The organism is Sanguibacter sp. 25GB23B1 (assembly GCF_040012415.1).
Taxonomy (GTDB): Bacteria; Actinomycetota; Actinomycetes; order Actinomycetales; family Cellulomonadaceae; genus Sanguibacter.
In genome coordinates this window covers 1-22269 of sequence record NZ_JBDYKL010000006.1, presented here as the reverse complement: position 1 = coordinate 22269, position 22269 = coordinate 1, and the positions used below count along the sequence as shown (strand labels likewise).

Sequence of the window (22269 nt, the reverse complement as noted above, 5' to 3'; positions counted from 1 at the left end):
GTGGCGCTGGGTCAGAGCAGGGTGTCCACGACGTAGTCGATGCACGCCGTGAGCGCCTGGACGTCGGCCGGCTCCACGGAGGGGAACATGGCGACACGGAGCTGGTTGCGCCCCAGCTTGCGGTACGGGTCGACGTCGACCACGCCGTTCGCGCGGAGGATCGCGGAGATGCGTGCCGCGTCCACCTCGGGAGCGAAGTCCACGGTGCCGACGACGGTGGAGCGTGCGGCGGGGTCGGCGACGAACGGCGTCGTGTGCTCGCGCGCGTCCGCCCAGCCATAGAGGTTCGCTGCCGACTCGGCCGTGCGGGCCGCCGCCCAGTCGAGACCACCCTGGCCGAGCATCCACTCCACCTGCTCGGCGAGCAGGAAGAGCGTCGCGACGGCGGGGGTGTTGAGGGTCTGGTTCGCGCGCGAGCTCGTCACGGCGGTCTGGAGCGACAGGAACTCCGGGATCCACCGGTCGCTGGCGTCGATCTCGGCGATGCGCTCCACCGCCGCAGGGGAGACGACGGCGAGCCACAGACCGCCGTCGGAGGCGAAGGACTTCTGCGGGGCGAAGTAGTAGACGTCGGTCTCCGAGACGTCGACCGCGAGGCCGCCGGCTGCCGAGGTCGCGTCGACGACGGTGAGCGCGCCCTGCTCGGCGGAGCCCGGGACACGTCGCACCGGGGCCATCGCCCCGGTCGACGTCTCGTTGTGCGGCCAGGCGTAGACGTCCGCGTCCGGTGCGTGGTCGGGGAGCGCGACCGTCCCCGGCGCGCCGGTCGTGACGAGGGAGGGCGAGAGGAAGGGTGCACCCGTCGTCGCGGACGCGAACTTCGCCCCGAACTCCCCGAAGACACCGTGCGCCGCCCGGTCGCGGACGAGACTGAACGTCGCCGCGTCCCAGAAGGCGGTCGAGCCCCCGTTGCCGAGGACCACCTCGTACCCCTCCGGGAGGGAGAACAGCTCCGCCAGGCCGGAGCGCACCCGGCCGACGAGGTCCTTCACCGGTGCCTGGCGGTGGGACGTCCCCATGAGGGTGTGGCCCGTCGCCGCGAGGGCGGCGAGCTGGGCGTCACGCACCTTGCCCGGGCCGCTGCCGAACCGGCCGTCGCGCGGGAGGAGGGCCGGGGGGATCGTGGGCGCCGTGTCAGTCACGTGCCACACCCTACGCGGGCACGTCACCCGGCGTGAGGTCGTTCGAGCCCCGGGATAGGGTGTCTGTCGGAGACGAGCGAGACCGCCGATCGGCGCTCTGGGGGCCTTCAGACGGCATCTGATCTACAGGAGGAACGCGTGAGCGACCTGATCGACACCACCGAGATGTACCTGCGGACGATCTACGAGCTCGCTGAAGAGGGGATCGTCCCGCTCCGCGCCCGGATCGCCGAGCGTCTGGGGCACTCGGGTCCGACCGTGTCGCAGACCGTCGCTCGCATGGAGCGTGATGGGCTCGTGGTCGTCAGCGGCGACCGCCACCTCGAGCTCACCGAGCTCGGCTACGGCAAGGCGATGCGGGTCATGCGCAAGCACCGGCTGGCCGAGCGCCTCCTCACCGACGTCATCGGCCTCGACTGGGAGTTCGTCCACGACGAGGCCTGTCGCTGGGAGCACGTCATGAGCGACCGCGTCGAGCGCCGGCTCGTGGACCTCCTCGACCACCCGCACTTCTCGCCGTACGGCAACCCCATCCCGGGCCTCATGGAGCTGGGCGAGTCTGCCGAGGCGGTGACGTTCCTCGAGGGCGTCGTGTCGCTCACGGCGCTCATGGCCGCGCGGTCCGCGAACGGCGGGGTTCCCGAGGCCGGCGCGTTCCCTGCGACGGTCGCGCGCCTCGGCGAGCCGCTGCAGACCGACGTCGAGCTGCTCGCCCGGCTGGCGTCCGCGGGCATCAAGCCGGGAGACGTGGTCCAGGTGGAGCGCCAGCCCGACGGAGCCGGGATCTCGGTGACCTCGGAGGGGGCGGAGATCGTCCTCGACCTGCCGGACGAAGTATCCCGCCACATCTTCGTTGTGGCATAGGTCACATCGGGTGAAGTTCTTCTCGAGGGCGGGTGACATACCGGAGGTATCTGGGGTACCTTCGTGTTGCTTCGTAGGGATAACAAACTCCGCGAAGTGCTCGAGCGGAACGCCGAACCCTGCCACTGCTCGAGGCTGCCTACAACCCGCTGGCAGGGACGGGGGACCCAAATCTGGGCAGTGCTCACCCACTGCCCTCGGGGTGAAGCCGCATGAGAACGTTCACGCGGCCGGGTGTTCTCCTACCCGAACCCGACAGCTGACCTCGCAGGCGTCTTGGAGACAACGTGACCACTAGCACCACTCGTGCCCGCCACCGGCAGGCACGGCGCCCGATCACTCCGCTCACCACGCTCGTCAGCTCCGCGACAGGCAATGCAGCCGTCATGGGGCGTCGTACGGCCGTCGTCGCCGCGTCCTCGGGCCTCCTCGTCTCGTTCATGGGTACCGGCGCAGCCACGGCCGCTCCCTCCTCCAGCAGCCCTGCGCTCAACTCCGTCGACGTCTCCGCGCTCACCGCGCAGGCGCGTGCGGCGCTGAGCACCGCTCCCGCCGTCACGGTCGCCGCCGACGCGACCTGGACCGTGGAGCAGACCGCGGTGTCGGTCACCCCGAAGCCCGAGCCGGCTCCCGAGCCCGTCCGCGCGGTCGCAGCCACGCGCAGCGCCGAGCGCACGGCGATCGTCACGGACGCCGACACGGAGACGACTGAGGTCGCCGCGACGACCGAGACCGCAGCCGCCCTCGAGATCCCGGCCTCCGCCGCCGGCAGCTCGATCGTCGACATCGCGAGCCGCTACGTGGGGGTCCCGTACCTCTCCGGCGGCTCCACCCCGGACGGCTTCGACTGCTCCGGCTTCACCGCGTACGTCTTCGCTCAGGCTGGCGTCTCGCTCCCGAGGACGTCGGACGCTCAGAAGGCCGCCGGGACGATCATCCCGCGTGACCAGGCTCAGGCCGGCGACCTCATCTGGTCTCCCGGACACATCTCGATCTACGCCGGTGGCAACACCCAGATCGACTCTCCGAAGCCCGGAGCGACCATCCAGTTCCGTTCCATCTGGCAGTCGAACCCGGTGTTCATCCGCATCGGCTGACCGTCACCTGTCGACGAAGCCCGGACCGCCGTCGCGGCCCGGGCTTCGTCGTCTCCGGGCATCGTCGTTCGGCGTCTCGATCGTCCACCTGATGCATGCTGAGTGTGAGTCCAGCGTCATGGGAGAGTAAAGTCGACGACAAGTGAAGTCGTGGACCGTCACGTCAAGGGAGACCTGTCATGAGTCGCACCGAAGCAATCCTCGTCGGTATCGACGGCTCTGCCTCGAGCCTGCACGCGCTCGACTGGGCCACGGCCCTCGCCAGACGGTCCGGGCAGCCGCTGACGATCGTCTGCTCGTACTCCCTGCCCTCTTTCGCGGCCGCGTCGCTCGACGGCGGCTACGCGGCGCTCGACGACTCGTCGATCCAGGCCGGCGCCCGGGTGGTCCTCGACGAGGCTCTCGCTCGGGCTTCCCTCTCGGGCGTGTCGGTCACCGCGCACCTCGCGACGGGCGACGCCGCCGGGGTCCTCATCGAGATGTCCAAGGACTTCTCCCTCGCGGTCGTCGGCACGCGGGGCCGAGGGGGGTTCGCCGAGCGCCTCCTCGGCACCGTCTCCTCCGCGCTCCCCGCCCACGCGCACTGTCCCACCGTCGTCGTGCCGCTCCGGTCGGAGGAGGCTGCTCTCGACGAGGACCCCGTCGCGCCGCTGCGTCGCATCATCGTCGGTGTCGACGGCTCGCCCTCGGCGCGCGGCGCCCTCGACCAGGCGATCGAGCAGGCGCTCCTGTGGGAGGCCGAGCTCGTGGCCGTCGCTGGTGTCCCGGTCGGGTCCGGCTCAGGCCTCCTCGCGTGGCTGCCCGCCTCGATCGACCACGAGCAGGTCCTCGCGGACGTCACGAAGGGCCTCGACGCCATCGTCGACGCTGCCGAGGCCGCTCACCCCGGTGTGACGATCCGCAGGATCGTGCTCGACGGCACGGGCGCCGAGCTCCTCACCGAGTTCTCGACCGCGAGCGACCTGCTCGTCGTCGGGTCCCGCGGCCGCGGCGGGTTCGCGGGCCTTCTCCTCGGCTCGACGAGCCAGGCCGTGCTCCACCACTCCGCGTGCCCCGTCATGGTCGTCAACAAGCACTGCGACGCCGCCCGGCAGGCGCAGGACCCGCCGCCGGCCCAGGACACCGCGCGCTAGTTGCGGTTCCGGTACAGCCGCATCGTGATCGGTGCGAGCACCGCCGTCATCGCGACGGTCACGACGAGGACCCAGGCCACGTCGGAGAGCTCGACGGTGCCGCCCATGAGCCCGCGGATCGCGGTGACGAGGTGGGACACGGGGTTGACCTCGACGAAGGACTGGAGCGCCGAGGGCATCGTCGACGGGTCGACGAAGATGTTCGACGCGAAGGTCAGCGGCATGAGGATGAGCATCGAGACGCCCATGACCGCGTTCGGGCTGCGCATGACGAGCCCGAGGATCGTGAAGATCCAGCTGAGGGCGAACGCGAACGCGAGCAGCAGGGCCACGGCGAGCACCGTGCCGACCGCGCCGCCGGCCGGGCGGTACCCGAGGACGAGCCCGAGCCCGAGGGTCACCACGGACGCGATCGTGTACCGGACGGTGTCGCCGAGCAGGGCCCCGACGATCGGTGCGGGTCGCCAGATCGGCAGTGACCGGAAGCGGTCGAACACGCCCTTGGTGATGTCCGTGTTCATGGTGAAGCCGGTGTACACGGTGATGATGAGCACCGTCTGCACGAGGATCCCGGGCAGGAGGAACTGCAGGTAGGTGCGGGTGTCGCCGGCGAGCGCGCCGCCGAAGAGGTAGGTGAACATCAGCGTGAAGATCACGGGGGTGAGCGTGACGTCGAACAGCTGCTCGGGCACGTGCTTGATCTTCAGCAGGGCACGCCACGCGAAGGTCAGGGTGTTCGCGACGGCGGAGGGGCGCTGCGGACGGTCGGTGAGCGCGACCGCCGCACGGAGGGCGGCCGACGTCGAGGTCGTGGCCGACGTGGCGGCGGGTGAGGACGTGGTGGTCATGAGGACGTCTCCTCGATCAGGGACTCGTCGACCACGTCGACGGGTTGGCCGGTCAGTGCGAGGAAGACCTCGTCGAGGCTGGGTTGACCGAGCGTGAACTCGGGCACGTGGATGCCTGCCTCGTGGAGCCTGGGCAGGATCGTGTAGGCACGGGCGCGCGCGTCGGGGGAGCTCTCGATGCGCGCGACGAGCGCATAGGGGTCTGCCGGGAGCGTGACGTTCCCGTCGTCGGTGCCGCCGAGGGCGTCTCCGACGATCTGGGCGGCACGGTCGCGGTGCGAGGAGTCGGCGAGCCGGAGCTGGACGGTACCGGAGCCGACCGAGCTCTTGAGCTCCGTGGCCGTGCCCTCGGCGATGACGACGCCGCGGTCGATGACAGCGATCCGGTCGGCGAGCTGGTCGGCCTCGTCGAGGTACTGCGTGGTGAGGAGCACGGTCGCGCCGTCGGCGACGAGGACGCGCACGATGTCCCACACGTCGTTGCGGCTGCGCGGGTCCAGCCCGGTGGTGGGTTCGTCGAGGAAGAGCACCTTGGGGCTCATGATGAGGCTCGCGGCGAGGTCGATGCGGCGGCGCATGCCTCCGGAGAACGTCTTGACCTGACGGTCTGCGGCGTCGCTGAGGTCGAACGCACCGAGGAGGTCGGCGCTGCGGCCCCGGGCGGCCGCACGTGAGAAGCCGTAGAGGCGCGCGAGGACGATGAGGTTCTCGGTCGCGGTGAGGTCCTCGTCGACCGAGGCGTACTGGCCGGTGAGGCCGACCAGGCCGCGCACGGCGTCGGCCTCGGTCCGGATGTCGTGGCCGAGGATGCGGGCGGTGCCGGCGTCGGGGCGCAGGAGCGTCGCGAGCATCCGCACGGCGGTGGTCTTGCCGGCGCCGTTGGGGCCGAGGACCCCGTACACGGTCCCGGCAGGCACCTCGAGGTCGATGCCGTCGACGGCCTTGGTCGTGCCGAAGTGCTTGACGAGGCCGTGCGCCTCGATGGCGAGATCGGTCATACGGTCCATGGTGGACCAGGAGGGTGCGGCACGGCTAGTGATATCGGGCCAGGCTCTCGGACCGGTCGCTGCCCTAGCCGTCCTCGGCGAGCGTGTCGTGGAGCTGGTCGAGGCCCCAGTCGAGATCCGCGTCGGAGATCGTCAGCGGCGGCGCCAGGCGCAGCGTAGAGCCGTGCGTGTCCTTGGCGAGGACCCCGCGGCGCAGGAGCGCGAGGCATGCGGCCTTGCCCGAGCCCCACGCGGGGTCGATGTCGATGCCGGCCCACAGGCCGGCCCCGCGCACGTCGAGGAGCAGCTCCTCGGTGACGAGGTCGTCGAGCCGCGTCTGGAGGTGGTCGCCGAGATGGCTCGCTCGTGCCTGGAGCTCGCCGGTGCTCAGGAGCTCGACGACCGCGAGGCCGACGGCGCACGCGAGCGGGTTGCCGCCGAACGTCGAGCCGTGGGTTCCGGGTGTGAAGACCCCGAGGACGTCCGAGCGCCCGACGACCGCGCTGACGGGCACGATGCCGCCGCCGAGTGCCTTGCCGAGCACCACGAGGTCGGGGTGCACGTTCCAAAGGTCGCTCGCGAGCGTGGTGCCCGTGCGGCCGAGACCGGACTGGACCTCGTCCGCGACGAGGAGGAGCCCGGCGTCGTTGCACAGCGCACGCAGCGAGGGCCAGAACCCAGGAGCGGGGACGATCACGCCCGCCTCGCCCTGGATGGGTTCCATGAGGACGGCGACCGTCGACGAGTCGATGGCCGCCTCGACCGCGGCCGCGTCGCCGAAGGGCACCACGCGGAAGCCGGGTGTGTACGGGCCGTAGCCGGCCCGTGCGTCGTCGTCCGTGGAGAAGGACACGAGAGTGGTGGTGCGGCCGTGGAAGTTGTTCTCCGCGACGATGATCGTCGGCTCGGCGATCCCGCGCGCCGCTCCCCACTTGCGTGCGGCCTTGATCGCGGTCTCGACGGCCTCGGCACCGGTGTTCATCGGCACCATCATCGAGTCGGCCGCACCTCCTGCCACCGACGGGCCGACGAGGTCGCACAGCGCCTCAGCGAACGCGTCGAGCAGGTCGTGGTCGAACGCCCGGGAGGTGAGCGTCACGCGGTCGAGCTGGGCGTGCGCCGCCGCCACGAGCGCGGGGTGCCGGTGCCCGAAGTTCAGCGCCGAGTACCCCGCGAGCATGTCGAGGTAGCGGCGGCCGTCGGTGTCCGTCGCCCACGAGCCCTCGGCCGTCGCGATCGTCACCGGGAGCGGCGCATAGCTCGGAGCGAGCCGGGTCGTTCCCCGGGTCACGGGGCCGGCCATGGTCAGGCCTGCCCTGCGGGACCGGACGACGCGTCCGCGTCGGGTGCGGGACGGATCTCCAGCGTGCAGCACTTGGCGCCGCCGCCGCCGAGGACGAGCTCGGAGGTGTCGACGCCGATCGGCTCGTAGCCGCGCTCGGCGAGCTGACCGACGAGCCCGGTCGCGAGCGGGTTGAGCACCACGTGCTGCCCGTCGCTCACGCCGTTGAGGCCGAGCACCACGGCGTCGGCCTCCTCCGCGATGACGGCGTCCGGGTAGAGGTCCTCGAGCACCTCGCGGCTCGCCGGCGAGAACGCGGCCGGGTAGTACGCGACCTGGCCCGTCGGCGTCGCAGTGCCCTCGGCACCCTCCAGCACGATCAGCGCCGTGTCGAGGTGGTAGAACCGCGGGTCCACGAGCTCCAGCGTCACGAGCTCCCGACCCCACAGCCCGGCTGCCTCGGCGTGCGCCGCCACCTCGGTGCGGAAGCCTGTCCCGGCGAGCATCCGGGGTCCCACGCTGAGGATGTCGCCCTCACCTTCGTTGCGCTCGCGGGCGTCGTGCACCGTGAAGCCGTGGTCCGCGAACCAGCGCAGGTACGCCGGCCCCTCGGGCTGGCGCTCGGGGTGCGTGAAGCGCGCGCCGTAGACGACGCCGTCGACGACGGTCGCACCGTTCGCCGCGAACACCATGTCCGGGAGGCCGTCGACCGGGTCGATGTACTCGACGGTCGCGCCGAGGTCGAGGTACGTGTCGCGCAACCTCTCCCACTGCTTGACGGCCAGTGCGGTGTCGACCGGCACGTGCTTGTTCATCCACGGGTTGATCTCATAGCTGACCGTGAAGAAGTCTGGGCGGCACATGAGATAGCGGCGGCTCTGCGGGGTGGTCATGCGGTGGGCCTCCCGGGCGTCGTGCGGGTTCCGTGGGCTGAGAGTACGCCGCGTCAGCGGCGGGCGGCAGGGGACGCGGCGACCTCGCGCACGACGCCACGCAGCGCATACCGCAGCATGAGCACGAGGAACGGCCCGACGACCACCCGCGTGAGGCGTGCTGGGAGCGGGCCTGCGAGGTGGACGTCCTCCCACCACGTGATGCGCGAGGTGTCGCCGGTCGTGCCGGGGCGCACCTCGATGCCGGCGACTCCGTGGAGGAGCGGGCCGGCCTTGCGAAACGTGGTCGACAGGGTCGTCGACGGGTGCCCACCGAGGTCGGTGACGATCATCCGGTCGACGATGCCGGGCGTGCTGAGCATCGTGAAGCGTGCGCCGCGGGGGAGCGGCCCGGGCGGCGCGTCGGGGAACCGCCCGTGGGTCAGGGGGATCCAGCGGTCGTGGTTGCGCGCGTCCGCGACGAGCGTGAACGCCTCCTCCGTGGGCAGCGGGACGGTCGCCGACGCCTCGTAGCGTCGGGCCCTCGCCTGACCGGGCACGTCAGCGCTCGATCGCGGCGCGTCGCTTCGAGCCGTCGATGACGACCGGCCGGGCGAAGGTCGCGGGCGGCGGGCCGAACGCGTCGACCGCCTGGTTGACGACCGTGCGAGCGAGGGTGCGACCGCCGGCGATCCCGATCGCCGCGCCGATGCCGAAGGGGATGATGCGCCCCATCATGAGCGAGCCCTGCTTGACCACCTGGCGCTTGATGAACCGCTTGGCGAGGACCCTGTTCACCTGCTTGATCGTGCTCTGCGGCATCGTCGTCAGGAGAGCCGTGCCCCACGCGGCCGCGGGCTTGCCGGACGCGTCGGCGACCGTCTGCGCCCCGGACTCGCCGAGGACGGTCGCGAGCAGGAGGGCGCGGCGGCGTTCGATGTCCTCGACCTGGATGCCGTGGACCTCGGCGACCGCGAGCGCGTACGCAGAGGAGGAGGCGAAGAACGTCGCGACGTCGCCGCTGCTCAGCGCGAGGCTCACACCTGTCCCGACACCGGGGACGGCGGCTGCGGCACCGACGGCGCCGCCAGCGCCCTGGAGGACCAGCGCGTACTCCTTGCTGAGGAGCTCGATGATGCGGGCGGGGCTCGCCTCGGGGTTGCGGCGCCGCAGCGAGTCGACGTGGCCGCGGATGGTCGACGAGGGCATCGTGACGGCTCGGTCGATCGCCGCGTCGATGATCGGCGTGCGGGAGTGTCCCCGGGTGATGTTCGGCAAGGAAGCTCCTGTGCTCGTGCGGTGCGACCGGCGTTCCCTGGTGTCAGGCCTCGGACGGCTCGGCGTCCACGGAACGGTCGGCACCCGTGACGGACTCGATGTGCAGTTCGACCGTAGTGCCAGCGGTGAGAGTTCGCCCGACGGTGCACGCCTGGTCGATCGCGCGCTGCACGACGGTGAGGAGCCGCTCGGCAGCGGCAGGCTCGAGGGCGGAGAGGTCGACCTCGAGGCGCTCGACGAGGCTCGTGTAGCGCTCCTCCTCGACGTTCTTGGCACCCGAGACGTGGATGACGGCGTCATAGTCGTCGCCGAGCCGGCGCGCGAACGGCACGTCGGAGCTGAGGCCCGTGCAGCCGGCGAGCGCGATCTTCAGCAGCTCGCCCGGGGTGAAGGTGTCCGGAGCCTCGGAACCGCCGATATGCACGACGCCACCCCGCTCGGAGCGCCCCGTGTAGAGGCGGGGGCCGGTGCGCTCGACCCACAGTGCGGGTTGCGCAGGTGCGTCCGGTGTCGGGGCGGGCTGGGCAGCAGGGGCATCAGCAGGGGCAGGGGTGCCTGAGTCGGTCATGCGGCCGATTCTCTCACCGGCGGGTCAGAGGTCGCGCGACCACTCCGCCTCGACGCTCGCGGTCCGGAACCCGAGCGCGATGTTGATCGCGAGCATGTGGGCGTTCTCGGCCGCGTTCCACGTATGGATGCGTTCCGCAGCGGGCCCCACGCGTGCCAGCTCGGTGAGGAGCGCCGTCTTGACGAGCATCCCGAGCCGGTGACCCCGGTGCTCCCTGAGCACGAGCGTGTCGTTCTGGAAGACGACCTCCGGGGCGTCGAGCGGGAACGCGACCTCCGTGTAGGCGACGAGCGTGCCGCTCGGGATGTGCTCGGCGGCGACGACGACGCGCCCTTGGCCGCGCTCGCGGATGTCGGTCGCGGCCGCGAGGACGCGGGCGGCGTCCCACGGGTCCTCTTCCAGGTCGACGTCGCCGCTCGGGGCGTCCGTGCTCATGCGGGTCTTGAGGACGGCCATGCTGTCGAGCCACCCGGCGGGCGGGTCGACCTGCCACACGTGGACGCGGTAGTCGGGGCCGGCCGCGGTGAGGGCGTCGTCGTGCAGGGCCCCGAGGAGCGCCGGTGGCACCGGGAGATCGAGGACCGAGTGCCGGGCGACCTGCTCGAGGGTCATGCTCTGGGCGAGGATGAACTGCGTCGTGTCGTCGTCGAGGGGGACGCGCCCGGATCCTGTCGGAGCCTCGATCGCTCTCGGGCCGGGCGGTGGCTCGGGGGAGAAGGCGGCGTCCGAGAGCAGGAGACGACGGCCCGACGCCCGCACGACGCCCAGCGCAGCCTCCGCCAGCGCGGTCCCGACCCCCTGCCGCCGGTGCGCGGGGTGCACGCCGACGAAGACGCGCGCCGTGTGGGAGTTGCCCACCTGCGGCAGGCCGATCATCGCCTGCCCGACGACGGCGTCGGCCGACCGGGAGCCCGCCGTGACGGCGACGAGCCGCCGGACCAGGCGGTACTCGGGCGCGAGCATCGTGGCGCGGGCCGTCGCCGCGTCGAGGGCGAGGTCGGTGTTCGCGTGGATCTCGACCTCGCAGGCCCGCGAGACCGCGGCGGCGCCGTGGAGCGGCCAGGCGTCGGCTGCGTCGAGGTCGGCGGGGACCGTCGCCTCGACGATCTCGACCGGGGAGGTGGGCGCGGGGGACGTGCTCTCAGGAGGGGTCATCTCGACGATCGTCGCGCCTGGGGATGGCTCGTCGCCAGTCATTTCTCGGGACGTGCGGGCTTCCAGCCGGTCGGAACCCTGTCACAGGTCCTGCGGAGCGACCCCGTGGCCTCCGTACGATGGCGCCATGACCGACGCCCTGCCTCCGTGCCCATCCTGCTCCAGCCCGTACACCTATGAGATGGGGGCGCTCCTCGTGTGCCCGGAGTGCGCGCACGAGTGGTCCCCGGCTCCGGCGGAGGAGCCGCAGCAGAAGGTCGTCAAGGACGCTGTCGGCAACGTCCTCGCGGACGGTGACACCGTGACGGTCATCAAGGACCTCAAGGTCAAGGGCAGCGCCACGGCCATCAAGGTGGGGACCAAGGTGCGGGGCATCCGCCTGGTCGACGGGGTGGGCGACCACGACATCGACTGCAAGGTCGACGGGTTCGGGCCGATGCAGCTCAAGTCGAGCGTGGTGAAGAAGGTCTGACGGTCGGGAACTTCTGCCTGCTCAAAACCCATCTACCAAACGACAGGTATGCGTGACGATTGATCCAGTGGTCGATAACGATGTCGACGCCAGAGTTAATCGCCCAAGGGTAGACGACTTCGGATTGTCTTCACCATTTCGTCGACGTTCTCACGGTCGGACGGCCATGAGACGATCAGGGGTGCCAACGCGCGTACGACGTGGGACTTCCCGCCGTACTCTGCGGCTAGCGAATCAATCCAGTCGTGATGGTCGACACCGTCCAAGCGTGCGAGAACGGCGCGGAGGTGATCAGCTCCGGCGGGAAACGGTGGAATCCAGGTCACTTGGCCAGATCGCCACCGTCCAACAGCCGCCTGCAGGACGACCTCGGGTGAGGCGTGTCCGGGAAGGAATGTGTGGTGGGGGTTCATGGCCTTATGGCGCTGATCGCCGTCGAGCACGCCCAAGATTGCCGGGCCGCCACCAACGGGACGGCTCCGCTCGGTCGCAGCGCGCACGCCAGACTCTCCATCAAGTGAATAGTTTATGTTGACGCGCCTCCTCAACTCGGAGTCAACTAGTTCGAGTATTTCCCCGAGGAGCATTGCCGCACACTCGTCTTCCGTAACGAGCTGCAGTGACGGCGCGAATGTAGCGCCCAACTGTCTCGCAATCTGATCCGAGCTAAGCGAGCTCATAATTCTTGGCGCGGGGCTTGATGCTATAACGATGACGCTCTGTTCGGGCAGGTGTCGAAAGAAGCCAGGGGTGTGACTCGCACACACAACGGTTAGATCATTATCTATCACAAGTTTCATCAGAGCGTAAACCAAGGCGTCATGAGAATAGACCGCTAAGTGACTTTCGGGCTCCTCGAGCAGCACAATCGAGCCCCTCTCAAGTCTCGAGAGGCGCCATGCAAGCGTGAGCGCGGCTAGTTCACCACGTCCCATGCCGAGCGAGTCATAATTGCTACCTTCCACTTTGACGGAAAAGAATGGAATCGGATCTTCGTCGTCGGTTAGGCCGGTTATTTCGTATACGGCGATGCTCTCGTACTTCTTTCTTAGAACATAGTTCATTAGAATGCAGAACTCTTCCCCGAGGTCCGCCGCGTCGACCCCCTCCAGGAAGTCACTGCTCGAGGGGTCCATACGGAACCGACGTACCAGGTCTTCGGACTCGCCCGAAGGGTCCAGATAGACAACCGGCACTGTGCATGCCGAGTCTCCGGTCGATACGCCATCCGAGTCGACCGAAAACGATGCCGTCCACGCGGCGCCACCGCTCGTGCCGGATAACGAGATCTCCTGCATCCAAAGGGGGCAAGTCCGGACGCCCGTCGGAGCAGGGTCGCCACCTGTTAGAGCGCGCCAGAGTGCGCCAAGTAGGCTGCTCTTTCCGGCGCCATTCCCTCCACTCAGGACCGTTAGCCCCGGCGCGAAAGGCAGTGCAAATTCCTCTCCAAGATTAGTCGTGACGTGCGCTGCGTTTAGTACGGTCCCGTAATTTCGCTCAGAAAGCGATCTCCGCCATTTGGCTCGTTCGACGGCTCTCAGATCCATCCCTCGCCGCCCCAATTAACCTCTTGAGCGAACTCAAGGAGTGTTTTCTCGATATCGCGGGAGTCCAGAACTGCCCGAGCGCGGAGCGCCAATTGAGCCGCGGGGTGCTGCAGTCCATCCATTGATCCGCCCGTCTCGTTGAGGGCGATCCACGCAACCATATCGCGCAGTACCACGGATGACACATCGGCTACGCGCGCTGTTGAGCGGTCGTGGAACACTGCGAGTCCAGCGCCGATGTCGCTCGCCGCAGAGGCGTCTCGGTAAGCGCGGCCAAATTCGACGAAGGTGATGGCTGCTTCGACGCGCTCGCCGAACTCTGCGAGGTCGCCGTAGAGTGCGATCTCTGATATAAAGCACAGCCAGGTGTGGAATGTTGCCTTGTTTGGCTTGAGTCCCATGCCGCCACGAATAAGTTTCATTGCTAAGAGGAAGTCCAGAGATCTTCTTGCCGTCTCAATTACGTTCTCGGAGAATCCATCTTCGCGTCGGTATCTCAAGGTCACCCGCTGCGCGGTGACCTTCACTGTAATTGCACGCTCTTCCAGCGTGAGGAGAAAGCGAGCGATCATGTCATCGTAGGCGAGGCGCGAGTTCGAGAAGCCGACTCCATCCGCAGTCATTCCGCGGCCGACTGCCCAGCGGACGAGATCCTTGACCTGGTCGCGAGCGCCTCCCATGAACGCGTTGCGTTTCTCCGCTTCGGTGAGACTCGTTGGCTGATTAAGCCTGAAGAACAGTTCGTGGGGTTCCTCGGGTCGATAGTTCTGCAGTTCGAGAACTCGAATCGAGAACATATCGTAGCGGTCGCGTACCGTGGTGGGCAGTTCTTGGTAGCGGAGGCCGTGAAGTTCGGCAATCTGGGGGTCGAAGGGCTCAATGCGTCCGTCCACGGGAATTATCCCGCGGGAGAAATCTCGGAGGGCCGTTAGTCGTTGCTGCCCGTCCAGAACGTCGAAGCCACCACTTTCGCGGGCCACAAGGTGAACGGGAGGAATGTGCCACCCTCGAAGGACGCTGTCTACAAGACGCTGCTTCTTTCCCTTGCTCCAGACCTCGCCTCGTTGGAAGTTGGGCTGCAGATCGATAGACCCTCGGTTGATGCGTCCAACGAGTGTCTCAAGGTCAGGGTCGCGAGGAATGAACTGCATGGAGCCTCCAGGGTGGCGTGGTGACGGCGCACCGTGATTATGACCCACCGGCTCATTCCTTGGCTGCCTGTACTGTGCGTGTCGTCCGGTGCGCCATGCGCCGACCGGACGAGATGCCTCGGCCATACGCCGGGGTGTTCTCAAGGTCCGGAGGGCGCGCTCTCTGACTCGAACGCGGATGCTCCACCGTCTAGGACTAGCGATCGGGTGACTGATCGGCCACCGAACGGTTGTAGCCACGATGAGGTCGCCGGCTGGTGATGACTGGGGACTCGAGGTGCCACGGAGAGCGTCGCACGGTGTTGGCAGTGCTCGCCGGTCTCTGTCCTGCGCATCGGGCAGGTGGGCTCTCCGAGGTTTGATGGCTTCGTCGGCGGGCGAGCTGGAGCCAGAGCGACCACCTGCGGCGCGGGAACTGGATCACAAGCGCAAGAACTGAGCCGGTGCCGGGGGCAGCAGAGCCTGAGCTAACCGGTCCGAAGTCTGGATGTATGGGCCGTCCGCGAAGGGGAAGACACGTGAGAGCTAGTGGATCACGAGAGGCCTGTTCGACCTCTGCGAACGGTCAGAGCGGGCTTGTTATACGAGTTCGCGAGCGCGCCTGTCCGCGAGGCCCATATTCTCGGCGGTCGCTAGTTCCACCCCAGCGGTCCGGCGGGCTCGAATCTGCCACGCGTCTCGCTCTCGAGCGCCCTGCGATGAGAGAGATCCTGAACCTCTTGCGCACAGGCAGAGGCCTTGCGGTCGTCGACGCGCATCGTCGTGGTGGCCGGGGCGTGATCGGTCGAGACCAGCTCGAAGTCCCCGTCCGCCGCGCGACACGAGTGGACTATTGCGTGTAATCGACTGGACTCTCCGCTGGTCTCGTAGTCCGTAGAGCGCGCGCGGGCCGTCACGAAGCAGTTAGCTAGAGAGCGCGGGCCGTGGAAGGCTCCGAACCAGGAATCACCACCCCCGGAGGGAGCGGGAGCTCCTACTCGCGAGATCCGTGTGTTGCAGACCGGGTCGTTGGAAGAGACGGTGCGGAAGTGATGGGTCGAACTAGAGAGCCAGCCGGATCGATCTGATGAGTGCCGGACGTGCCACTGCGTCTCCACTACTAGCGCGGGCGGATCGCGGCACCCGTGGGGCCGAGGTGCGCAGACCGGTCCTCTCTCCAGGCGAAAGCCGCTGACCTGCGCGCACACAATCGCCGCCAGTCGATGGATGGCCGGAGGAAGGGATCGCTCTGGCAGAATGGCTCTCGTGAATCCCTCAGTCCTCACCCCCTACCTGGAACGAGCCCTGCGCTTCCTGGTCCTGGTGGGCGAGACGTCAAGAGAGAGTCTGACTGAGGCGGTCCGCGATGACCGGGTCATGTACTCCTTCAGCGTGGCCGATATGGATCGTCTCGACCCGGGTGCTCGACTGATCAAGCTCGATCTCGCCAAGGATGTTGGGGGTCGCCGAGTGGCCCCGACGTCAGGGGGCGAGAGAATGATGAAAGCGCTCGACGCAGTTGGGAACACCGAGCTCGAAAGCGGGGGACTGATCCATCGGGAGCCCGTCGCCATCGTTGGCAACCCGACAGACCCGATCTTCTACGCCAGCATTTTGACTGAGCTTACTCACTTGGAGAATGTTCTCTTCGTAGATCGATACCTCCCCGCCCAGGTTGTAGGCGACCTGGCTAGTCTCTCATCAATACGATCCATACTTACTGGTCCCGGCCCGGTTGCCGACGAAAAGGTGCCGAATGATACCGGCGAGCGACGGCTCGATCGGCTTCGGATACAGGCAGGGATCGGGGGCGGGGTTTCGATTCGACTCTCGAAGCAGATCCACGACCGCTATGCCCTTCCCGACGAAGGATCCGGCTACATCATCGGCGCAAGCCTTGGCGGCGTGAAGCTCACGACGATGGTGCAACTCAGTGAGAGTGCGACCGTCTCGTTGAGGCTGGAGCACGAGAAGATCTGGGATGAGGCGACTCCCGTAGAGCGGTTGGGGCGCTAAGAGCCTGCATGCGCGGTTACCCCGTGACCATCACTGGTGCGTTGCAGAGGCCCGCGCGGGTCTCCAGGACGCCCCGTGTTCCGCCTAGCCAGGTGGCTAGGAAGCGCCTAGCGACTTGCGCCCGGGGAGGTGTGCATCGGTCACGCTTCTTCCGCTCGGCGAATCGCCTTGCGAAGCTCCTCGCGTCGGGGAGCATCGCAAGCCTCCCGGGCTCGGACGCTGCAGCCACGACCTCCGCGAGGTCACCAGTGAAGAACGGTGCGGGGCCATCGGCGTAAGTGGACCCGAGGGCAGTCAGGTGCACCCGGTACAACAGAGAGGTGTCTATCTAGTGGGGCAGAGGGGGGCCAGACCTTGGCACGCTGACTCTCCATGACTTGCGGGTACACGGCGCCTTCCCTCGCGATCGCCCACTGGGCGAACGCCAGGTCGCTTCAGAAGGTGATTCTCGGGCGTCAGTGCGCGAAGCTCGCGTTGGACACATGCGCGGGGCTCTTCGACACGGATCTCGACGCATTCGGCGACGCCATGTCGGCAGGGTTCGAGGCGACGTCTGCTCACCATGTGCTCACCACCGCTGCCGCTCCGGCGGCAGGGGTGACGGTCCTGCGACCGCGATCACGGGCTTGACCTGCGTAAACGTGTGGTGCGCCCGGGCAGATTCGAACTGCCGACACCCGCTTTAGGAGAGCGGTGCTCTATCCCCTGAGCTACGGGCGCGTGAGCGTGACAAGGTTACCCGACGGGCCTCGGGCCTCGGACGCGGGTTCTCACAGTGCGGATCTCGATGCCCGGATCGACCTGTTTGTGCTCTACTCTCGAGCGGACGACCAAAGGCTGGTGAGAGTGGCGCAAGTCACCTACCGCGGGTCATTGACCCTGGGTATTTGAACGTGCATACTTTATCTCGACAGCGCGTGCCGCCTGCCCCCTGCGCGGCACGCGCTGTTTTCATGCCCGGCGATGCCGTCCTGTGCGCCCCCCAGGCCCGGATGGACCGGCGAAGCTCGTCCGACCGCCCGAGGCCGGACGCGCCGCCCGCCGCAGCGGGTGAAGTCACCCGGATCGCGCCGCGGCGCCCGGCGAGTCAAAGTCCCGTTTCTCCCCCTGGCGGCTAGCGTTCCAAGGTGACTGTTCCCGAACGCGACAAGCAGGCGGGTACGCGGAGTGCCGCGGCGAGCGGACCTCAACCGCCCGAGCGCACCACCACCCAGCCGTCCACGGAGGGACACGCCGACATGACCACCGACGCAGCGGCGAGGCTCTCACCAGCTCAGACCGACACCAGCAGCACCTCGAGGGATGCTGCGCGCCCCGGCGACCCGGCCGCACCGCCGACCCCGCCCGCCGTCGTGCGCACCCCGACCACGAGCGAGCTCGTCACCGCCGCCGTCGAGCGGTGGCGCACCACGCTCGTCGCGCTCGCCGGTGGCTCGACGCTCGCCGACATCGGCCTGCTCGGCGACGCCGTCCTCGACCTCACCGCCGCGCACCCGTCGGGCATCGCCCAGCTCTTCGCCGGGCGCAGCACCCGCCTGGCCAACATCTTCCGCGAGGGCGGCTCCCTGCCCGTCGCGCGCCGGCGCGCCCGCGCCGTCTCCCAGCGCTCACAGGAGCAGGCCGAGCGCTACGGCATCGCGCCCACCTACCTCGCCATCGGCATCGCCACGTGGACCGAGTACGGCACCGACGACGCGAGCGACGACGTCGCCGCCCTCGCCCGCGCCACCGGCAGCGGCACCGTGAGCCACGGCGGCACGAGCGTCTACGACGACGTCGCGGTGACCTCCACCCGCGGACACGGCCGCACCGTCCGCGCCCCCGTGCTCCTGCGCCCGATCTCCATCACCGCCCGTGGCGGGGGAGAGTCCGACTACGAGCTCACGCTCGAGCCCACCGCGGAGATCAACCCCGTCCTGTCCCGGGCGCTGCGCTCGCGCGGCGCCCTCCTCGACCCGACCGCCCTCGCGCGCGGAGCGTTCACCGGGTCCGGCTTCGACCCCTCCACCGCGCTCGACCGCATCAACGCCCTCGGCGGCGCGGTCCTCAGCGACTTCAAGCTCTCCGACCGCCTCCTCGTCGGCACGTTCGTGCACCCCGGCCAGATGCTCGTCGACGACATCGACGACCTCGCGGCGGGTCTAGAGCGCCACGAGATCATCGCCGCTCTCGCCGGTGACCAGGCAGCGATCGACTCGCTCAGCCACCCGCTCACCGGGGTGCGCACGGGCGACGCCGAACCGAACATGGAGCGCGGCGTCGGCGACCTCGACCCGTCAGGCCGGCAGGTGCTCGACGCGCTCGCCACCGGCAGCCACCTCTTCATCGACGCCCCCGTCGGCGCGGACTCCACAGCAGCCGTCGCTGCCGTCGTCGCCGAGGCCGCAGCCATCGGGCGCAGCGTCCTCTACGTGCCCGGCCACCGACGCGCCGCCGACGCCCTCAGCGTCCGGCTCGGCGAGCTCGGCCTCGACGACCTCCTGCTCGACGTCACGCCCAACCCGAGCTGGCGCACGATGGTCTCGCGCCGCCTCCTCGGCGCGATGACGCTCGAGCCGCCCCACGTGGACGCCGCCGCGATCGCCGACCTGCGGCTCCAGCTCGTCGAGACCCGCACGCGGCTGACGCGGATGATCGACGGCCTCCACCAGTCCCGCGAGCCGTGGGGCATCTCCGCCTACGACGCCCTCCAGGCCCTCGCCCGGCTCACCGCCGAGCGCCCGGCGCCGTCGACCACCGTGCGTCTCGACGCCGCGACCGTGGCCCGCATCGCGGCCATCCGGCCCGCCGTCGGAGCCGACCTCGTCCGCGCCGCGTCGCTCGACGCCTTCACGCTCCGCCCCGCCTCGACCCCGTGGTTCGGTGCCGACCTCGTCCGCGAGGCCGACGCGGACGCGGCGATCGCGCGCATCGAGCGGCTGCTCGACGTCACGCTCGTCGACCTGCGCAGGCACATCGAGACGGTCGTCGACGACACCGGCCTCGTCACCCCCCGCACGGTCGTCCAGTGGGGCGAGCAGCTCCGGATGCTCGGGGGGATGCGCTCGACGCTCGACGTGTTCCAGCCGCTCGTGTTCGAGCGCACCGCAGACGACCTCGTCGCGGCCACCGCGACCCGCCAGTGGCGCGCCGACAACGCGATCGAGATGAGCGGGCTGCACCGCCGCCGCCTCGTCAAGCGCGCCAAGGACATGGTCCGCCCCGGTACCCGCGTCACCGACCTCCACACCGCGCTCCTCCAGGTCCAGACCCAGCGTGAGGCGTGGGCGGCGCACTGCCCCGGTGGCGGCTGGCCCCGCCTGCCCGAGGGCCTCGCCGCGATCGAGGAGACCTTCGAGTCCGTCCTGGCCGACCTCGCCGAGCTCGATGCGGTCCTCGCCTCGACCCCCGGCGGCGCCGGCCTCGCGACGCTGCCCCTCGGTGAGCTCACCGAGCGCCTCCAGAAGCTCCTCGACGACCGCTCCGCGCTCCTCTCGCTGCCGGACCGGACGACAACCCTGCGTCACCTCACGAGCCTCGGTCTCGGCGAGCTCCTCGGCGACCTCTCCCGTCGCCGAGTCGACGGACCGCTCGTCGAGGCAGAGCTCGACCTCGCCTGGTGGAGCTCGGTCTTCGAGCAGATCCTCTCCGCCGACCCGTACCTCGCCGAGGTCGACGGCGCGAGCATCGAGGCGCTCGCCGACCGCTTCCGCCGGCTCGACCGGGCCCACGTCGACTCCCTCGGCGTCCCCGTCCGGGCCGCCGCCGTCCAGCAGCTCCACGGCTCGCTGCGCGACAACCGCGACCAGGCCGAGGGCCTGTTCGCCCAGCTCGTCGAGGAACGCCTGACGAGCGTGCGCACCGCGATGGACGACTTCGGCGACGTCATGCGCAAGCTGCGCCCCTGCCTCGTCGCCACGCCCACCCTCGTGCCGCACCTCCTCCCCGCGCACCGGACGGTCGACCTCGTCATCCTCGACGCAGTCCAGCACCTTCCCGTCGAGGCCGTCCTCTCGGCGATCGCGCGCGGCCGCCAGGTCCTCGTCGTCGGTGACGCGCGCTGCGCCTCCGGCGAGGCCGTCCGGAGCCTCTCCGCCCTGCTCCCGACGGTCGCGCTCGCGGGCGACGCGTCACGGCGCGACCCGCTGCTCACGTCCTTCCTCGTCGAGCACGGCTACGAGGGAGTGCTGCGGCCCATGCCGTTGCCGTCCGCCGAGCAGCTCGTGACCTTCGACGCCGTGCACGGGGCCGGTATGCCCGACCCGGTCTCCGGGGCGGTCGAGTCCACCCAGGTCGAGGTCGACCGCGTCGTCGACCTCGCGATCAGCCACGCGCTCGACCGGCCGGAGGAGTCGCTCGCGATCATCGCCGGGTCGCGCGTCCACGCCGACCGCATCCGCGAGGCCGTCCTCGCCCAGGTGCGTCAGAACGCGGCCCTCGGCACGTTCTTCGACTCGCGTCGACCGGAGCCGGTGGTCGTCGCCGACCTCAAGGGCGTCGCCGGCCTCAGCCGCGAGGCGGTCATCTTCTCCGTCGGTTTCGGCCGCACCCCGCACGGTCGCGTCCTGCACCGCTTCGGCGAGATCTCCGGGCCGACGGGCGACGCGCTGCTCCTCAACGCCATCGGCGTGACGCGACGCAGGCTCTCCGTCGTCAGCTGCTTCGGCGCCCAGGACCTCGACCCCGAGCGCCTGCGCGGAGCGGGCGCCCAGCTCCTCGGCGCGCTGCTCGACTTCGCCGAGCACCGACCCACCGAGATCGGTGCCGAGCGCCTCGACCTCACGGTGAGCCAGCCGCACCCCGACCGTCTCGTCATCGACCTCGCGGAGCGTCTGTGGCGCACCGGCCTGACGGTCGAGACGCAGCACGGGACCGCGGGTGGCGAGCAGATCCCGCTCGTCGTCGGTCACCCCGACCTCCCCGGCGAGCTGCTCGTCGCCGTCCTCACCGACGACGACGCGTACACCGCCGAGCGCAGCATCCGCGTCCGCGACCGCCAGCGGGCCGAGCGGATGGAGCGTCTCGGCTGGCACGTCATCCAGGTGTGGTCCGTCGCGCTCTTTCTCGACCCCGAGCGCCAGGCCAACCGCATCCGCGAGGCCGTCTTCGAGATCGAGGCCCGCCGCCGTGCGCAGCGCCAGCCCGTCACCGGGGCGCTGCCGATCATCGGGCTCGCCGGCGCCGTCCCGCTGGCCGCCCTCGGCGACGTCGACGACGCCGGGCAGGACGACCTCGTCGATCCTGCGGCGCCCGTCGTGGCGACGGCCGTCGAGCAGGACGTACCGGTGCGGGCCGGAGGCGATGGTCCCGTGCGCACCCCGGCCCAGGGCACGCTCGGCTTCGACGACGTCGCACTCGACCGCGGCCCCCGACCCGAGGTCGAGGCCGGCCTGCCGATCGCCGCGTACGGCGACGACCAGCTCGACGAGCTCGTCCTGTGGATCGCCGCCGACGGGATCGCCCGCGACCACGAGCAGCTGGGTCGCGCGCTGCGGGCCGAGCTCGGCATCACGCGCCGCAACCACCGGGTCGACACCGCCGTGGCGAACGCCGTCCGCCGTCTGCTCGGCTAGGACGTCATGACGAAAGAACGCGCGGTGTCCGGCGCGGGCGAGGCGACACCTGCCGACGCAGTGCCGGGTGAGCCTGTGCCTGCCGTGCGGCCACGCAGGGGGAACCGTCGTGTCGTCCGGAAGGGCACCGAGCACGAGGTGGTGGCGGGTCCCAGCTCGGATGAGGTCTCGACCGGCTGGTCCGAAGGGCAGGATGCCGCAGGCGACGCGAACGACGCACGGCTCGCGAGGGACGTCCCGCCCCACTGGTGAGTGGCGCCGTCGGCGGACAGTCGATGGACCGGTCGCCAGACGACTGCAGGGGGTGAGCCCATGACGGGCTCACCC

At 69.6% G+C, this 22269-nt stretch carries 17 protein-coding genes, 1 tRNA gene and 1 riboswitch; of the genes, 6 read left to right on the top strand and 12 right to left on the bottom strand.

The window, feature by feature from the left end; all coding sequences use genetic code 11:
- Positions 1-11: 11 nt before the first annotated feature.
- On the bottom strand, positions 12-1142 hold the full coding sequence (serC, locus tag ABKW26_RS05465; protein ID WP_348591581.1) for a phosphoserine transaminase: 1131 nt from the start codon (positions 1140-1142) through the stop codon (positions 12-14).
- Between the two features lie 138 nt (positions 1143-1280).
- Between serC and ABKW26_RS05460 the strand changes: the two genes are divergently transcribed.
- From ABKW26_RS05460 to ABKW26_RS05450, 3 genes are all read left to right on the top strand, one after another.
- On the top strand, positions 1281-2006 hold the full coding sequence (locus ABKW26_RS05460) for a metal-dependent transcriptional regulator (protein WP_348591580.1): 726 nt from the start codon (positions 1281-1283) through the stop codon (positions 2004-2006).
- Between the two features lie 100 nt (positions 2007-2106).
- Positions 2107-2295: riboswitch (cyclic di-AMP (ydaO/yuaA leader) on the top strand.
- Positions 2294-3103 carry an NlpC/P60 family protein gene (locus tag ABKW26_RS05455; RefSeq protein WP_348591578.1) on the top strand — a complete coding sequence of 270 codons (810 nt, stop codon included), beginning with the start codon at positions 2294-2296 and terminating at the stop codon, positions 3101-3103. Its footprint overlaps the riboswitch before it by 2 nt.
- A gap of 179 nt (positions 3104-3282) precedes the next feature.
- A complete protein-coding gene (locus ABKW26_RS05450) occupies positions 3283-4236 on the top strand; it encodes a universal stress protein (protein ID WP_348591576.1) in 954 nt (317 codons plus the stop codon).
- Here ABKW26_RS05450 and ABKW26_RS05445 read toward each other — a convergent pair.
- The 8 genes from ABKW26_RS05445 to ABKW26_RS05410 all read right to left on the bottom strand — a co-directional run bounded on the left by ABKW26_RS05445 (position 4233) and on the right by ABKW26_RS05410 (position 11225).
- Positions 4233-5084 (bottom strand): ABC transporter permease, encoded by an 852-nt coding sequence (locus tag ABKW26_RS05445; RefSeq protein ID WP_348591574.1) that lies wholly within the window; start codon positions 5082-5084, stop codon positions 4233-4235. The genes ABKW26_RS05450 and ABKW26_RS05445 overlap by 4 nt on opposite strands.
- A complete protein-coding gene (locus ABKW26_RS05440) occupies positions 5081-6082 on the bottom strand; it encodes an ATP-binding cassette domain-containing protein (RefSeq protein WP_348591572.1) in 1002 nt (333 codons plus the stop codon). Before ABKW26_RS05440 ends, ABKW26_RS05445 begins: the two co-directional genes overlap by 4 nt.
- Before the next feature lie 73 nt (positions 6083-6155).
- Positions 6156-7361: an ornithine--oxo-acid transaminase gene (gene rocD / locus ABKW26_RS05435; RefSeq protein ID WP_348591570.1), complete on the bottom strand. Its 1206-nt coding sequence runs from the start codon at positions 7359-7361 to the stop codon at positions 6156-6158.
- A 14-nt stretch (positions 7362-7375) separates the two neighbouring features.
- Positions 7376-8302 (bottom strand): dimethylargininase, encoded by a 927-nt coding sequence (ddaH, locus tag ABKW26_RS05430; RefSeq protein WP_348591781.1) that lies wholly within the window; start codon positions 8300-8302, stop codon positions 7376-7378.
- A complete protein-coding gene (locus ABKW26_RS05425) occupies positions 8299-8784 on the bottom strand; it encodes an SRPBCC family protein (RefSeq protein ID WP_348591568.1) in 486 nt (161 codons plus the stop codon). Before ABKW26_RS05425 ends, ddaH begins: the two co-directional genes overlap by 4 nt.
- Position 8785: 1 nt before the next feature.
- The gene (locus ABKW26_RS05420; protein WP_348591567.1) at positions 8786-9502 is read right to left on the bottom strand and encodes a hypothetical protein; all 717 of its coding nucleotides are present in this window, start codon (positions 9500-9502) and stop codon (positions 8786-8788) included.
- Between the two features lie 43 nt (positions 9503-9545).
- A complete protein-coding gene (locus ABKW26_RS05415; protein ID WP_348591565.1) occupies positions 9546-10070 on the bottom strand; it encodes an OsmC family protein in 525 nt (174 codons plus the stop codon).
- Positions 10071-10094: 24 nt separating this feature from the next.
- Entirely contained in the window at positions 10095-11225 is a 1131-nt protein-coding gene (locus ABKW26_RS05410) for a GNAT family N-acetyltransferase (protein WP_348591563.1), read from the bottom strand.
- A gap of 127 nt (positions 11226-11352) precedes the next feature.
- On the opposite strand from ABKW26_RS05410, the gene ABKW26_RS05405 reads away from it, so the two are divergent.
- On the top strand, positions 11353-11697 hold the full coding sequence (locus ABKW26_RS05405; RefSeq protein ID WP_348591561.1) for a zinc ribbon domain-containing protein YjdM: 345 nt from the start codon (positions 11353-11355) through the stop codon (positions 11695-11697).
- Between the two features lie 95 nt (positions 11698-11792).
- Here ABKW26_RS05405 and ABKW26_RS05400 read toward each other — a convergent pair whose 3' ends face one another.
- Together ABKW26_RS05400 and ABKW26_RS05395 are read right to left on the bottom strand one after the other, a co-directional pair.
- Entirely contained in the window at positions 11793-12833 is a 1041-nt protein-coding gene (locus ABKW26_RS05400; protein ID WP_348591559.1) for a hypothetical protein, read from the bottom strand.
- A 401-nt stretch (positions 12834-13234) separates the two neighbouring features.
- On the bottom strand, positions 13235-14395 hold the full coding sequence (locus tag ABKW26_RS05395) for a DUF262 domain-containing protein (protein WP_348591557.1): 1161 nt from the start codon (positions 14393-14395) through the stop codon (positions 13235-13237).
- 1245 nt (positions 14396-15640) lie between these two features.
- On the opposite strand from ABKW26_RS05395, the gene ABKW26_RS05390 reads away from it, so the two are divergent.
- Positions 15641-16390, top strand: a complete 750-nt coding sequence (locus tag ABKW26_RS05390) for a hypothetical protein (protein ID WP_348591556.1) — start codon at positions 15641-15643, stop codon at positions 16388-16390.
- 644 nt (positions 16391-17034) lie between these two features.
- Here the strand turns inward: ABKW26_RS05390 and ABKW26_RS05385 are convergent.
- Positions 17035-17110: transfer RNA gene (locus tag ABKW26_RS05385), tRNA-Arg, on the bottom strand.
- A gap of 407 nt (positions 17111-17517) precedes the next feature.
- Here ABKW26_RS05385 and ABKW26_RS05380 point away from each other — a divergent pair.
- The gene (locus ABKW26_RS05380; protein ID WP_348591554.1) at positions 17518-21942 is read left to right on the top strand and encodes a hypothetical protein; all 4425 of its coding nucleotides are present in this window, start codon (positions 17518-17520) and stop codon (positions 21940-21942) included.
- The last annotated feature ends 327 nt before the right edge of the window (positions 21943-22269 follow it).